Source organism: Roseateles violae (genome assembly GCF_030410485.1).
Taxonomy (GTDB): domain Bacteria; phylum Pseudomonadota; class Gammaproteobacteria; order Burkholderiales; family Burkholderiaceae_C; genus Roseateles_D; species Roseateles_D violae.
The window spans coordinates 386646-398760 of sequence record NZ_JAUHHC010000002.1; the positions used below are offsets into that span (position 1 = coordinate 386646).

Genomic DNA, 12115 nt, shown 5'->3' on the forward strand with positions numbered 1-12115 from the left:
AGCTCGCGCCATGCAGCGCTGCTTGCTCGGCGTGGCCACGCCGGACAGCGCGTTGCCGAAGCGGTCTGACCAGGGGCCGATGATGGTGCCGCTTCACCCGCATCTGCTGGCCCATCTGAATCCCGTCGCCTGGAAAGGGCTGGAACAGCTGCACTGGGACGCCTCCGAGCGCGAGTGTCTGGCCTATTGGAAAGCGGCCCGGCTGCCGCTGCTCGTGACAGGGCAGCCGCCGGACTTCAACGAGCGGTCCTCGCATATCGCGATGTGCATCGAGGCGCCCATCCGATGGGGCCGGCGCAAGATGCGCTTGCGGGTCGCCAAGCGCGACGTCCTGTTCTTCGATGAGTTTCCTGTCGCAGCGCGCATCGCGGGCCTGCTTCCGGCGAACGCGCGAGCGTCCTGGGCTCGGCTGTGTTCGTCGTTTCACCGCCTCGGGGCGACCCCGCGTGTCTACGGTTCCTACGGCTGGCAAGGGATTGCCGGCGGCGGCTATGTGCATCGACGGGCCGAGCTGAACCTCTGGCTGCAGGTCACCGAGCCCGATGAGGGCGACGAAATCGTCGCGATTCTGAGCCGCTTCCAGGCGCCCAAGATGCGGCTCGAGGCGGAGCTTCTTCTCATCCGCGGCGGTGCGGCGGTAGCCGCGGTCGACTGGCGAGAGTGGCGGGCGCGCCGATGGGAAGCGATGCCGTTCAGGGCAATGCCAGCCGCCAAGCTGCCGCCTTTGCAGAGGGAATTGCCCGAGCGCGAACCGGCTGAGGCGCTTGCATGATCTCGAATGCCATCTCGCCGGAGTCACCGGATTCGCGATGGAAATCTCGATGGGCCTCGCCCCGAACCAACGAGAGTTCTCGCGCGGGGCAGCGTTGATTTGCTCCGCTGCCCTGTCGTCCGGGCAATTGCAGCTTCAATCCGGAATCCAGGCACTGGAGGTCCAGCGCGGACCGCTTGGTGACTCGGTCGTGGACAGGTCGGTGGCGCCGCTCTGGGCCAAGCTGGCCGCACTGGCTGCTTCGCCAGCATGCGCTGCCGAGCCGACCAAGCGCTCAGGCAGGCCCTAGGCTGAGCGCCGCGATTACCTCAAGTTGGAGGCCCGGGCTTGGCGTTCCTGACGCATGCGCGATTGCAGACGAAGAGCTCGTGCATTTACTGCAAGAGCTGCCACGATCCGCGCATTCCTTGCTGCTTCAAATTTCGCGAAGAGCTACCAACCTTGGCAAGGGGCACGCGCATGGCGGGTCCCTCACTTGCTTGGCTGCGCTCAAACGGATTAGGAGAGCAGCCATGCTTGCAATGAACTTCAGGGGCCCGTACCGCGTGCGTGCGGCCCACAAACCGGACCCGTGCATCGAGCACCCCGACGACGCGGTCGTGCGTGTGCTGCGCTCCTGCATCTGCGGCTCGGACCTGCATCTCTACCATGGCCTGGTGCCCGACACCCGCATCGGCACGACCTTCGGCCACGAGTTCGTCGGCGAGGTCGTCGACATCGGCCCCGGCGTCCGGCGGCTGAAGAAGGGTGACCGCGTGCTGGTGCCGTTCAATATCTTCTGCGGCAGCTGCTTCTTCTGCCGGCGCGAGCTGTTCGGCAACTGCCACGACACCAATCCGGAAGCCACCGCCGTCGGCGGCATCTACGGCTATTCGCACACGGCCGGCGGCTATGACGGCGGGCAGGCCCAGTTGGTGCGCGTGCCGCGCGCCGACGTCGGGCCGACGCTGATTCCGCCGCAGATGGATCTGGACGACGCGGTGCTGCTGACGGATGCGCTGCCGACCGGCTACCAGGCCGCCGAGATGGGCGATATCTCCGAAGGCGACACGGTGGTCGTCTTCGGTGCCGGGCCGATCGGCATCTTCGCCGCCAAATGCGCCTGGCTGTTCGGCGCGGGCCGCGTGATCGTGGTCGACCATATCGAGGAGCGGCTCGAGTTCGTGCACCGCTATGCGCAATGCGAGGTGCTCAACTTCCGCGGCGTTCACGACATGGCGATCACCATCAAGCGCATGACCGACGGCCTCGGCGCCGATGTCTGCATCGATGCGGTCGGCTGCGAGGCTTCGGGCAGCTTCCTTCAGCGTCTGACCGGGGTCAAGATGAAGCTGCAGGCCGGCGCGGCGACGGCGCTGCACTGGGCGATCAACTCGGTGCGCAAGGGCGGCAATATCTCGATCGTCGGCGTCTACGGCCCGACCTTCAATGCGGTGCCGATCGGCAATGCGGTCAACAAGGGACTGACGCTGCGGATGAACCAGGCCAGCGTCAAGCGCCACCTGCCGCGGCTGATCGAGCATATCGAGGCCGGCCATATCGAGCCGCGCCGCATCATTACGCACCGCATACCGCTCGAGGAAGTGGCCGATGCCTATCACCTGTTCTCCAACAAGCTGGACGGCTGCATCAAGACGGTGCTGATCCCGCCCGGCGTTTCGGTCTGAGGAGCACCCAGCATGGAAGAAGCAATCAAGGACCACGAGGCCCCGACAAGCGGCGGTCGAACCGCCGGCGCCCATGCCCATATCAAGGGCTGGGGCAGCGACCTGCCACGCTCGCGCCGACCGGCCGTGCCGATGGAACGCACGCCGCCGCGGCTGGAGATCCAGCCCGCACCGCCGGCCCAGCAGCCGGTGGAAGTGGAGATCCTGCATTCGAACGAGCGGCCCGGCATCACGCCGCTGTTCGGTTCGCCGCTGCCGCCCAAAGGCCTCAGCGGCGTCATCCGGCGACGCGCCTTCAGGTACAGCGAGAACGATCTGCGCCACTGGCTGATGCTGCTGGCGGCGGATCGGGTCGACATGGTCGAGGGGCTGCTCGGCGACTTGCGCCGAGGCGAGCTGCCGAGGCTTTACGCGGAGACGGGCGGCCGCGCCGAACTGCGCCACAACCCGGCCGGCGCGGCGCGCAAGGCGGCCGCCTTGCTGGCCGTGGGCGGCGTCGCCTGGTGGCTGTGGCGGCGCCGCCGCGAACGGCGCTGAAGGTCCGAAGTCAAGGTCGATGGAGCCTGCCATGCAAGACCAGAATCCCCAAGCGCCCATAGCGGCAGATCCGGACGGTGCGAGCGCCGCCGAGACGACGCCCGGAGACGAAGCGCCGCCCGGCACGCCGGGCACCGGCGAGAAGCCCTGTCCCGAGTGCGGCGGCAGCGGGCGGGCGGAGGACGGCGGCGACTGCCCTTCCTGCGGCGGCAGCGGGACGGTGGTTGCCGGCGTCGGCGGCGGCTGAGCGCAGGAGGCGGGCTGCATGCCGCCCCGGTCGGCGGCTCCTGCTATTGCTGTTGAGGCGTGCTCAGCCTTCGCCTCAAGGCCCGCATCAAGGCGCCCAGCAGCGGAAGCTTTGCATACAGTTCCTCGGCCGCGTCCCAATAGTCGCGGTGCAGGGCAAGCAGACCGGTGGCTGCATAGCGCAAGTGGCTTGCGCCCCGGATCGTCATCGGCTCGCCCCGGCCTTGCCGGCGGAAGTGAAGCTCCCAGGTGAGGAAGGCGTCGTCGCCCTCGGAGGCGGCCGTCAGGACGATGAACCGCGGCTCGCGCAAGTCCTCGAACATCTGGCGGAAGATGCGCTCGATGGCGGCCCGGCCGCGCACCTCGTTGAAGGGATCCTTGAAGCTGGCGGCCGGGTCGTAGAGCTCCAGCAGCGCGGGGAGGCCCTCGGGCCTCAGGCCGACATAGGCTTCGATCAGCCGGGTAGTTCGGAGGTCTGCGGACAGCGTCGGCATGTTCATCGGGCTCCCGTGGCGCGGCGCACGGCCGCGAAGTACCAGGCATCGGGCAGGCAGCGCAGCAGGCGCACCCAGGCGGTGAAGCGGCGTGGAAAGTTCATCTCGAAGCGGCCGCGCGCCCAGCCGCCGAGGATGTGCTGCGCCGCTTCCTCCGGCGAAATCAGCGCCGGCATCCTGAAGCCGTTCTGCGCGGTCAGCGGCGTCTCGACGAAGCCCGGGTTGACGATGGACACGCCGATGCCTATGGGATGCAGATCGAGGTACAGGCTCTCGGCCAGGCTGTTGAGCGCCGCCTTGGTGGGGCCGTAGGCGAGCGACTTCGGCAGGCCCCGGTAGGCGGCCACGCTGCCGACCAGGCTGATGTGGCCGGACCGGGCGGTGGTGAACATCGGGAGCACGGCGTCGAGCATGCTGAGGGCCCCGCGGTAGTTGACCGCCAGGTGCTTCTCCATCTCCGCCCGGTCGAACCTGCCGGCCTGCTGGGCACGGTAATGGCCGGCGCAGTACAGCACCAGCGCCGGTGCGCCCCCGGCGCAGCGATGGGCGGCCTGCGCGGCCTGGCGCATCTGCTCGTGCTCGGTGACGTCCAGCGGCAAGGCCAGGCTGCCCGGGTGTTCGTCGACGAAGGCGTCCAGCGCCTCGGCCTGGCGCGCCGAGACGATCAGCCGTGCGCCACGCGCGTGCAAGGCGGCCGCGGTCGCGCGGCCGATGCCGGTCGAGGCGCCGATCACCCACACCCAGCGGCCGCGCCAGTCCCGCAGCGCTGGATTGAGGCCGGTCGAGAACAGGGCCATGTCCTCAGCGGTCCTTGCTGATGACCAGCGTGACGTCGCCCAGATGGACGCCCAGCTTGCTCATGGCCGAGCGGTTGAGCACCGTGCGCTCGTCCATCAGGAACATCCAGTCGTCGAGGCTGACATGCCAGATGCGCCCGTCCACCGGCAGCGCCAGCGTGTAGGTCCAGCGCAGCGCATTGCCGGCGCTTTCGCCCAGGGCCTCGCCGACCACGTCGTCCGCCGTGCCGGTGTAGCGACCCGGCGCCAGCTGCCTGAGCTTCCACACGCGCCGCTGCGTGCTGCCGTCGCTGTACTGGAAGCGTTCGTCGAGCACGCCCTCGTCGCCGTCCCAGCGGCCGTTCATCGTCACGCTGAAGCGCTTCACGACGCGGCCGCTGCGGTCGGTGAAGACGCCCTTGGCCGTCAGGTCGCCGCTCAGGAAGGCGCGCATATCGAAGCGCGGCGTCTCGTTGGCATAGTCCTGGACCTGGGGGCCGGCACAGCCGGCGAGCGCAAGCGCCGCCATGGCCAGCACCAGCCTGCGGCGCAGCGGCATCGAAGTTCGTGCGAGGGGGTTCATCCGCGCTCCTTCCAGTGAGGGTTCAGGCCTTCGGTTCGCCACAGCAGCGCGGCAGCGGCCAGCTTCAGCAGGCAGGGCAGGCCGGCATAGGCCCAGGCCAGCGCTTGCAGCGCCGCAGGGTCCGTCGTGCCGCTGCGATAGCCGGCTGCGGCGAGCAGCGGCAGCGCCAGCCCGGCGGCCAGGGCGAGGTTCAGCTTGGTGGCGCAGGTCCACCAGCCCAAATAGAGGCCTTCGCCCCGGCTGCCGGCACCGCCGCGGTGGATCACGCCGGTCAGCAGTGCGCCGGGCAGGGCCAGATCGGCGCCCAGCGCGAGGCCGCTGACGATGCAGACCGCCGCAAAAGCCGTGCCCTCGCCGGCATCCAGCCCCGGCGTGATCGCGAAGGCCAGCACACCGGCCACCATGCCGGCCCGCCAGACCGGCGCCAGCCCCCAGCGTCCGGCCGCGCGCACCCACAGGGGCAGGCCCAGCACCGCCGCGCCGAAATAGGCCAGCAGCAGCGGCGCCTGCCAGTGGGCCAGCTGCAGCCGGTCGGCGACGAAGAAGGGGAACAGCGTGGCGGGGATCGCGCTGGCGATGCCGTTCAGGATGAAGACGGCCAGCAGCTGCCGAAACGCGGCCTGCCGCCACGGTGAAGGGCCCTGGACGGCAGCCGGCTCGCGGGTGGTCGGCCAGGGCGCCTGTCGCAGGCCGGCCAGCCCGAGCAGCCCCAGCGCCAGCAAAGCGGCGAGCGCCAGGCTGGTGGCAGGCCAGCCGAGCAGGACCGGCAGCACGCTGGCGAGCAGCACGCCGGCCAGGCTGCCGGCCTCGCGCCAGCCAGTGACCCGGGCCCGCAGTTCCGGCCCGCCGCCCCAGCGGGCGCCCCAGCTCTGGTAGACGATGCTGACGCCGCTATAGGCCAGCGTGCACAGCAGCAGCGCGGCCGCCAGCCAGGGAACCAGAACGGACGCCTCCTTCGATGGCGGCAGCCACAGGGCGGCAAAGGCCAGGGCCAGCACGGCGCAGCCCAGTGCCGCGGCGGTCCAGGCGACGCGCGTGCCGCGCCGGAACAGCGCGTCGGCGAGGCGGCCGAGGGCGGGATCGACCAAGGCGTCGAAGGCACGCACGGCCAGCATCAGCGCCCCGAGGACGGACAAGGGCAGGCCCAGCTGGCTGGCGTAGTGGTAGGGCAGGTTCACATAGAGCGGCAGCGACACGAAGGCCAGGGGCAGGCCCAGCGCGCCATAGGCCAGGCCGCGGCGCCAGCCGAGGCTGGGTTGCTGCGCGGGGAGGGCGGCCGCAGACATGAGGAAGAAGGCGGCCGTTCAGCGCTGCTGGCCCAGCAGGGCCTCGCGCAGCGCCGTGGCCGAGGTCTGGCGGGCCAGCCAGATGCCGAAGAAAAGCCGTGCGTATTCGGGGTCCGCCGTTTGCGCGGTCAGGCGCCCGTTGTGGAAGAAGCGCACCTCGCCCCGGCCGTCGTGCAGGCCCAGCAGGCGGTCGGTGGCGGCGACATCGGGGAAGGCGCGCGTCATCAGGGCCAGCCAGCGCTTGCCCTGGGCCTCGTCGAAGCTGCCGATGCGGCGCATCTCGGCCACCGAGCGCTCGGCGATCGCCTGGCCGTCCAGGCGCCGGTCGTAGATCAGTTCGAGCGCGAACGGATGGCGCGCGTAGTCCTCGCCGTCGAAGCCGGGGGGCGCCCACAGCCGGGCCTCGTAGACGCGCAGCCCGAAGAAGCGCAGCACGCCCGTGCCCTTCAGCCTTGCCTCGGGCAGCGTTTCGCGAAGCTCGGTGGGGAGCGGGGTGTCGGCAGTGGCATTCGGCATGATGAAGCAGTTGAGAGCGATGGCGGCCGCGATGCGGAACAGGCCGCGGCGCGGGATCGAAGCGGCGATCTTCACGGGCCCGGCTTTCGCAGCGTGAACTGCATAACGTCGGTGTTGCCCATGTCGAAGGCGGCCTCGCAGTAGGCCAGATAAAAGGTCCAGATGCGCTGGAAGCGCCGATCGAAGCCCTGGCGCTGCACCGCGTCGAGCTGGGCCACGAAGGCATCGCGCCAGCGGCGCAAGGTCTCGGCGTAGTCGCGCCCGAAGGCCAGGCGGTTCTCGACGACGAAGCCGGCGCGGCGCGCCTCGGCCTCGAAGGCCGAGGGGCTGGGCAGCAGACCGCCCGGGAAGATGTACTGCTGGATGAAGTCGGTCGAGCGCAGGTAGCGCGCGAACAGATCGTCGCGGATGGTGATGGTCTGGATGCAGGCGCGGCCGCCGGGCTTCAGGCAGGCGTTCAGCGTGCGGAAATAGCTCGACCAGTACTCATGGCCCACCGCCTCGAACATCTCGATGGAGACCACCGCGTCGAAGGGCTGGCCGGCGTATTTGGATGCGAGGTCGCGGTAGTCCAGGTGCAGCATCCGCGCCTGCCCGTCGAGGCTGGCGCGCGCCATGCGCTGCTGCGCCCAGCGCAGCTGCTCGACGGACAGCGTGACGCCGGTCACCTCCGCGCCGAATTCGCGCGCCGCGATCTCGGCGAGACCGCCCCAGCCGCAGCCGATCTCCAGCACACGCCGGCCCGGCTCGACCCGCGCCTCGCGCAGCGCGCGCCGGTACTTGGCGTCCTGGGCCTGCACGAGGTCGGTGCCCTGCGGGTCCCGGCCCTCGAACCAGGCGGCGCTGTAGCTCATGCCGGGGTCCAGCCAGAGCCGGTAGAAATCGTTGCCCAGGTCGTAATGCGCATGGATGTTCCGCGCGCTGCCGGCCCTCGAATTGCGCCGCAGCAGGTGGCGCAGCCGGTAAGCCAGCCGCCCCCACCAGCTGCCGTAGATCAGGTCTTCGATGTGCTCGCGGTTGGCGATGCACAGGCGCAGCAGCTGCGTCAGATCGGGGCTGTCCCATTCGCCGGCGATATAGCTCTCGGCGAAGCCGATGTCGCCCGAGCGGAGCGTGCGCTCGAACACCGCCCAGCTATTGAGCGACAGCATGGCGCGGGGACCTGGGGATGGCGTCGATCGACTCGGCAGGCCGATGCGGGTGCCGTCCGGCAGCTGCAGGCTCAGCTCGCCGATCGGCAAGGCTTCGAGCAGGCGCAGCAGGCGGCGCGCCGCCCTCGGCGGCCGGGCAGAAGAAGAAGAAGCGGTGGATGAGAGAGCGGTGGGTGGGTTCATATCATCGGCTCACGAACTGCGAGGGCGCATCGGGCTTGGCGAAGAAGGGCACGCGCTTGAGCCACAGGCGCAGCGCCTGCCAGTGGATGCGCAGGACCACGCCGAGCGTCATCAAGGGCATGCCGAGGACGGCGCGGCGCACCGTGGCGGGGCTCAGCTCGGCGATGGCGCCGCCGACCGAGGTCTGCAGCAGCGCCCCCTGGTCATCGTGCAGATCGACCCGCGCCAGCAGCTGTGTCGGCTGGCCATCCGCGGCCGCCAGCCGCTCGAAGCGGAAGCCGTAGTCGCCGCCGCTGCCGCAGAAGGGCGAGACATGGAACACCTTGCGCGCGGCCCGCTCGGCACCCCAGTTCAACCCGGGGCCGGCGAGCAGATAGCCATGGCGTTCGCCAAAGGTGTTGTTGACCTCGGCCAGCACGGCGGCCAGCGATCCGTCGGCGCGCTGCGCATACCAGAAGCTCACCGGCTTGAAGACATAGCCCAGCACGCGCGGAAAGGTCTGCAGCCAGACCTCGCCATCGGCGTCACGGACGCCCTCGCGCGCGAGCAGCTGCTCGAACCAGGCGAGGGCGTCGTCACCGCCGGCGCCGTGGTCGGCATCGTGGAAGCTGAGCCAGCCGCGGCGGTTGCGCTTCAAGGCCGGGCTGGCGCGCTCGCGCAGGCTGCGCATCGGCAGCAGCAGGAAATAGCAGCGGTAGCGGAACTGGTGCTCGATGGGCCGCAGGCGGCGATGCCAGACGCTGCCGAAACCGATGCAGGGGGCGGCCGGCGTGTTCATGCGGCGCTTCGCTCCTGCTCGGGCTGGCTGCCCAGCGCCTGCAGCACGCCCTCGGCCGCCTGCAGGCCGGCGCGCAGGCCGTCCTCGTGAAAGCCGTAGCCGCACCAGGCGCCGCAGAACCAGGTCCCTTGCCGCCCCTGCAGCTCGCCGAGCCGGCGCTGGGCCTGCAAGGCGGCCAGGTCGAACACCGGATGGCTGTAGTCGATGCGGCGGTGGACCAGATGCTCGGCAATAGGCCGGGCCGGATTCAGCGACACGATGACCGGCTGCTGCCAGGGCAGTGGCTGCAGCCGGTTGATCAGGTAGTGGAGGCAGACCTGGGCCTGTTCCGCGTTTGTCTGGCTCGCCCGTTCGTAGTTCCAGGAGGCCCAGGCCGCGCGACGCCGCGGCAGCACGGCGACGTCGCCATGGAGGACCGCCGTGTTGGGCTGGTAGCGGATCGCGCCCAGCACGGCGCGCTCCTCGGCGCTTGCGCCCTCGCCGAGCAGGCGCAGCGCCTGGTCGCTGTGGCAGGCCAGCACGACGGCCTCGAAGGTTTCTGTGCCCTGCGCCGTTCGCAGACGGATCTGCTGCCCGCTGCGCTGCAGGCCCAGCACCGGGCTGCGCAGCCGGGCATCGCCGATGCGCGCCACCATGCGGCGCACGTACTCGCGCGAACCGCCGCGCACCGTGTACCACTGCGGCCGGTCCGTGACCTGGATCAGGCCGTGGTTGTGGCAGAAGCGGACCAGGGTGCTGAGCGGAAACCGCAGCATCTGATCCGTCGGACAGGACCAGATGCAGCCGATCATGGGCAGCAGGTAATGCTCGCGGAAGCCGGCCTCGAAGCCTTGCTGGTCGAGAAAGTCGCCAATGCTGGCTTGGCCCATCAGCTCCACATCGCCCTGCGCCAGCGCCGTCGCCAGGCGATTGAAGCGCAGGATCTCCGACAGCATGTGCCAGAAGCGCGGCCGCAGCAGGTTGCGGCGCTGGGCGAACACGCCGCGCAGCGAACTGCCGCTCCACTCCAGGCCGGGGCTGCCGTCGGCAGCGGGTAGCTGCACCGAGAAGGACATGTCCGACTCGGCCGGCGCGATGCCCAGCTCGGCGAAGAGCTGCATCAACAGCGGATAGGTGCGCTTGTTGAAGACCAGGAAGCCGGTATCGACGCCATGCACGACCCCGTCGACTTCCAGGTCGACCGTGTTCGCATGGCCGCCGAAATGATCGCCGGCTTCGAACAGGGTGACCCGATGGCCATCGGCCGCGCTCGCCAGCCGATGCGCCGCGGCAAGACCTGCGATTCCCGACCCGACGATGGCGACACGACGCATGGCATCCTCATATGAACTAAGCAGGGCAAAATATGAACTGCACAGTTCACACGATAACTCATGAGTATCTAAATTGCACTATTGGGTTTTTGCAACGGCCTGGACGGTCTAGAATCCGCTCATGGGTGCCCGTCCTTCGATCAAAGACCAGCTGCAGCGCGTGCGCCAGGACGCCATCGTCGGCGCCGTCAATCGCCTGCTTGCCAGCAAGGGCTACGACGCGATGACGGTGGACGAGGTAGCGGCGGAGGCAGGCCTGGCGAAAGCCAGCCTCTACAAGCTGTTCTCTTCGAAGGAGGAGCTGGCCGGTGCCGCCATGGTGGGGGCGCTGGACCGGGCCTTGGCCTTCGTCGACGAGCTGCGCCTAGCGGCGCAAAACGACGCCGCCGAGGGCCGCCCGGTCCGGGCGTTGGATCAGCTCAAGGCCGTGACCCGCTGGGCCATGGCCACGCAGCTGGAAGGCGAGATGCCTTCCCTGCCGGCCCACAACTCCAGCCTGAGCGCGTCCCTGCAGTCGAACGAGGCTTATATGGACCGGCTGCTTGCCTTGAGCAACCGGTTGGGGATCTGGATCACCGAGGCTCAGACGGGCGGGCAGTTGAATGCACTGCTGCCGCCCGAGCTCGTGCTCTACACGCTGTTTGCACGCGCCTGCGACCCGGTCGTGGCCTTGCTCAAGGACTCCGGGCAGTACTCGCACGAGCAGATCCTGGAATGGGTGCTTTCGACAACCTTCGAGGGCTTGGCGCAGCGGGCCACCGCCTAACTCTCCAGTTAGGTGGACTTTGGCGCCTCTTTGTGTCGCCGTAGGTTACGTCGCAGACATAAAGCCCGGGTAGCCGACAGTCGTCAATGCCGTCAGCCGGTCACCGCCTGCTCATCAAGGTGCTCTTGCCGAATAGAGACTCGATCAGGTCCACCGCCAGCAGCGCCGTCTGGTTGCGCACGTCCAGCGCCGGGTTCAGTTCCATCACGTCCAGCGAGGCCAGGCGGCCGGTGTCGGCGATCATCTCCATGCACAGCTGGGCCTCGCGGTAGGTCGGGCCGCCGGGGATGGTCGTGCCGACACCGGGCGCGATCGCCGGGTCGAGGAAGTCGACGTCGAAGCTGACATGCAGATGCGTGTTCGCGTCCAGCGTGGCCAGCGCCAACTCCATCGTGTGGCGCATGCCCATCTCGTCGATATAGCGCATGTCGAAGACCTCGAGCTCCTGCTCGTGCACGAAGCGCTTCTCGCCGGGGTCGACGCTGCGGATGCCGATCTGGCGTATCCACTTGGGGTTGATGGCCGGCACCTTGCCGCCGATCTCGATCAACTCCTTGGGGCCGAAGCCGCACAGGCAGGCGACCGGCATGCCGTGGATATTGCCGCTAGGCGTCAGCTCGCTGGTGTTGAAGTCGGCATGGGCATCGAGCCAGAGCACGCGCAGCTTCTTGCCGGCCTCGCGGCAGTGGCGCGCGACGGCCGAGATCGAGCCCAGGCCCAGGCAATGGTCACCGCCCAGCAGAATGGGCATGCGGCCACCCTGCAGCTCGGCATAGACGGCCTCGTGCACGACCTGGTTCCAGGCGACGACCTCGTCCAGGTGGCGGTAGCCCTCTAGCGGCGGCAGCCAGGGATTGGCCGGGCCGGCAAGGTTGCCGCGGTCGACAACGTCGACGCCATGGCTTTGCAGGGTCGGGCCGATATTGGCGACGCGCAGCGCCTCCGGGCCCATGCTGGCCCCGCGCGCGCCGGCGCCGATGTCGGTCGGCGCGCCGATCAGGGAAACGGAACGATTCATGAAGTCAGACTATGGAGAAATGTGGTTGG

Annotated in this window: 15 protein-coding genes; 6 read left to right on the top strand and 9 right to left on the bottom strand. The window is 69.2% G+C overall.

Translation table 11 applies throughout. From position 1 onward, the window contains the following. The first annotated feature begins 31 nt into the window (after positions 1 to 31). The 5 genes from QWJ38_RS07285 (at position 32) to QWJ38_RS07305 (ending at position 3223) form a co-directional block, all read left to right on the top strand. Positions 32 to 772 (top strand): phosphoribosyl-dephospho-CoA transferase MdcG domain-containing protein, encoded by a 741-nt coding sequence (locus tag QWJ38_RS07285; protein WP_290358968.1) that lies wholly within the window; start codon positions 32 to 34, stop codon positions 770 to 772. Continuing rightward, a complete protein-coding gene (locus QWJ38_RS07290) occupies positions 765 to 1061 on the top strand; it encodes a hypothetical protein (RefSeq protein WP_290358396.1) in 297 nt (98 codons plus the stop codon). The genes QWJ38_RS07285 and QWJ38_RS07290 overlap by 8 nt, the downstream gene beginning before the upstream one ends. A 223-nt stretch (positions 1062 to 1284) precedes the next feature. Next, on the top strand, positions 1285 to 2439 hold the full coding sequence (locus QWJ38_RS07295; protein ID WP_290358397.1) for a zinc-dependent alcohol dehydrogenase: 1155 nt from the start codon (positions 1285 to 1287) through the stop codon (positions 2437 to 2439). 12 nt (positions 2440 to 2451) lie between these two features. Next, positions 2452 to 2976: a hypothetical protein gene (locus QWJ38_RS07300; protein ID WP_290358398.1), complete on the top strand. Its 525-nt coding sequence runs from the start codon at positions 2452 to 2454 to the stop codon at positions 2974 to 2976. A gap of 31 nt (positions 2977 to 3007) precedes the next feature. Continuing rightward, positions 3008 to 3223, top strand: a complete 216-nt coding sequence (locus tag QWJ38_RS07305) for a hypothetical protein (protein ID WP_290358399.1) — start codon at positions 3008 to 3010, stop codon at positions 3221 to 3223. A gap of 43 nt (positions 3224 to 3266) precedes the next feature. Here the strand turns inward: QWJ38_RS07305 and QWJ38_RS07310 are convergent, their stop codons facing one another. From QWJ38_RS07310 to QWJ38_RS07345, 8 genes are all read right to left on the bottom strand, one after another. Then, complete coding sequence (locus QWJ38_RS07310; RefSeq protein WP_341850484.1) at positions 3267 to 3722, bottom strand: nuclear transport factor 2 family protein; 456 nt, start codon at positions 3720 to 3722, stop codon at positions 3267 to 3269. Then, positions 3719 to 4513, bottom strand: a complete 795-nt coding sequence (locus tag QWJ38_RS07315) for an SDR family NAD(P)-dependent oxidoreductase (RefSeq protein ID WP_290358400.1) — start codon at positions 4511 to 4513, stop codon at positions 3719 to 3721. The genes QWJ38_RS07310 and QWJ38_RS07315 overlap by 4 nt, the downstream gene beginning before the upstream one ends. Positions 4514 to 4517: 4 nt before the next feature. Then, positions 4518 to 5075, bottom strand: a complete 558-nt coding sequence (locus QWJ38_RS07320; RefSeq protein WP_290358401.1) for a DUF3833 domain-containing protein — start codon at positions 5073 to 5075, stop codon at positions 4518 to 4520. After that, the gene (locus QWJ38_RS07325) at positions 5072 to 6361 is read right to left on the bottom strand and encodes an MFS transporter (RefSeq protein WP_290358402.1); all 1290 of its coding nucleotides are present in this window, start codon (positions 6359 to 6361) and stop codon (positions 5072 to 5074) included. Before QWJ38_RS07325 ends, QWJ38_RS07320 begins: the two co-directional genes overlap by 4 nt. A gap of 18 nt (positions 6362 to 6379) precedes the next feature. Then, positions 6380 to 6877, bottom strand: a complete 498-nt coding sequence (locus tag QWJ38_RS07330) for a chalcone isomerase family protein (protein ID WP_290358970.1) — start codon at positions 6875 to 6877, stop codon at positions 6380 to 6382. A 71-nt stretch (positions 6878 to 6948) separates the two neighbouring features. Further along, positions 6949 to 8211: an SAM-dependent methyltransferase gene (locus QWJ38_RS07335; RefSeq protein WP_290358403.1), complete on the bottom strand. Its 1263-nt coding sequence runs from the start codon at positions 8209 to 8211 to the stop codon at positions 6949 to 6951. Between the two features lies 1 nt (position 8212). Then, entirely contained in the window at positions 8213 to 8989 is a 777-nt protein-coding gene (locus QWJ38_RS07340; RefSeq protein WP_290358404.1) for a DUF1365 domain-containing protein, read from the bottom strand. Further along, positions 8986 to 10302, bottom strand: coding sequence for an NAD(P)/FAD-dependent oxidoreductase (locus QWJ38_RS07345; protein ID WP_290358405.1), 1317 nt, complete (start codon positions 10300 to 10302; stop codon positions 8986 to 8988). The genes QWJ38_RS07340 and QWJ38_RS07345 overlap by 4 nt, the downstream gene beginning before the upstream one ends. A 121-nt stretch (positions 10303 to 10423) precedes the next feature. Between QWJ38_RS07345 and QWJ38_RS07350 the strand changes: the two genes are divergently transcribed. Next, a complete protein-coding gene (locus QWJ38_RS07350) occupies positions 10424 to 11068 on the top strand; it encodes a TetR/AcrR family transcriptional regulator (RefSeq protein ID WP_290358406.1) in 645 nt (214 codons plus the stop codon). A 100-nt stretch (positions 11069 to 11168) separates the two neighbouring features. On the opposite strand, the gene rocF is transcribed toward QWJ38_RS07350, so the two are convergent. Continuing rightward, the gene (rocF, locus tag QWJ38_RS07355; RefSeq protein ID WP_290358407.1) at positions 11169 to 12086 is read right to left on the bottom strand and encodes an arginase; all 918 of its coding nucleotides are present in this window, start codon (positions 12084 to 12086) and stop codon (positions 11169 to 11171) included. Positions 12087 to 12115: the final 29 nt, after the last annotated feature.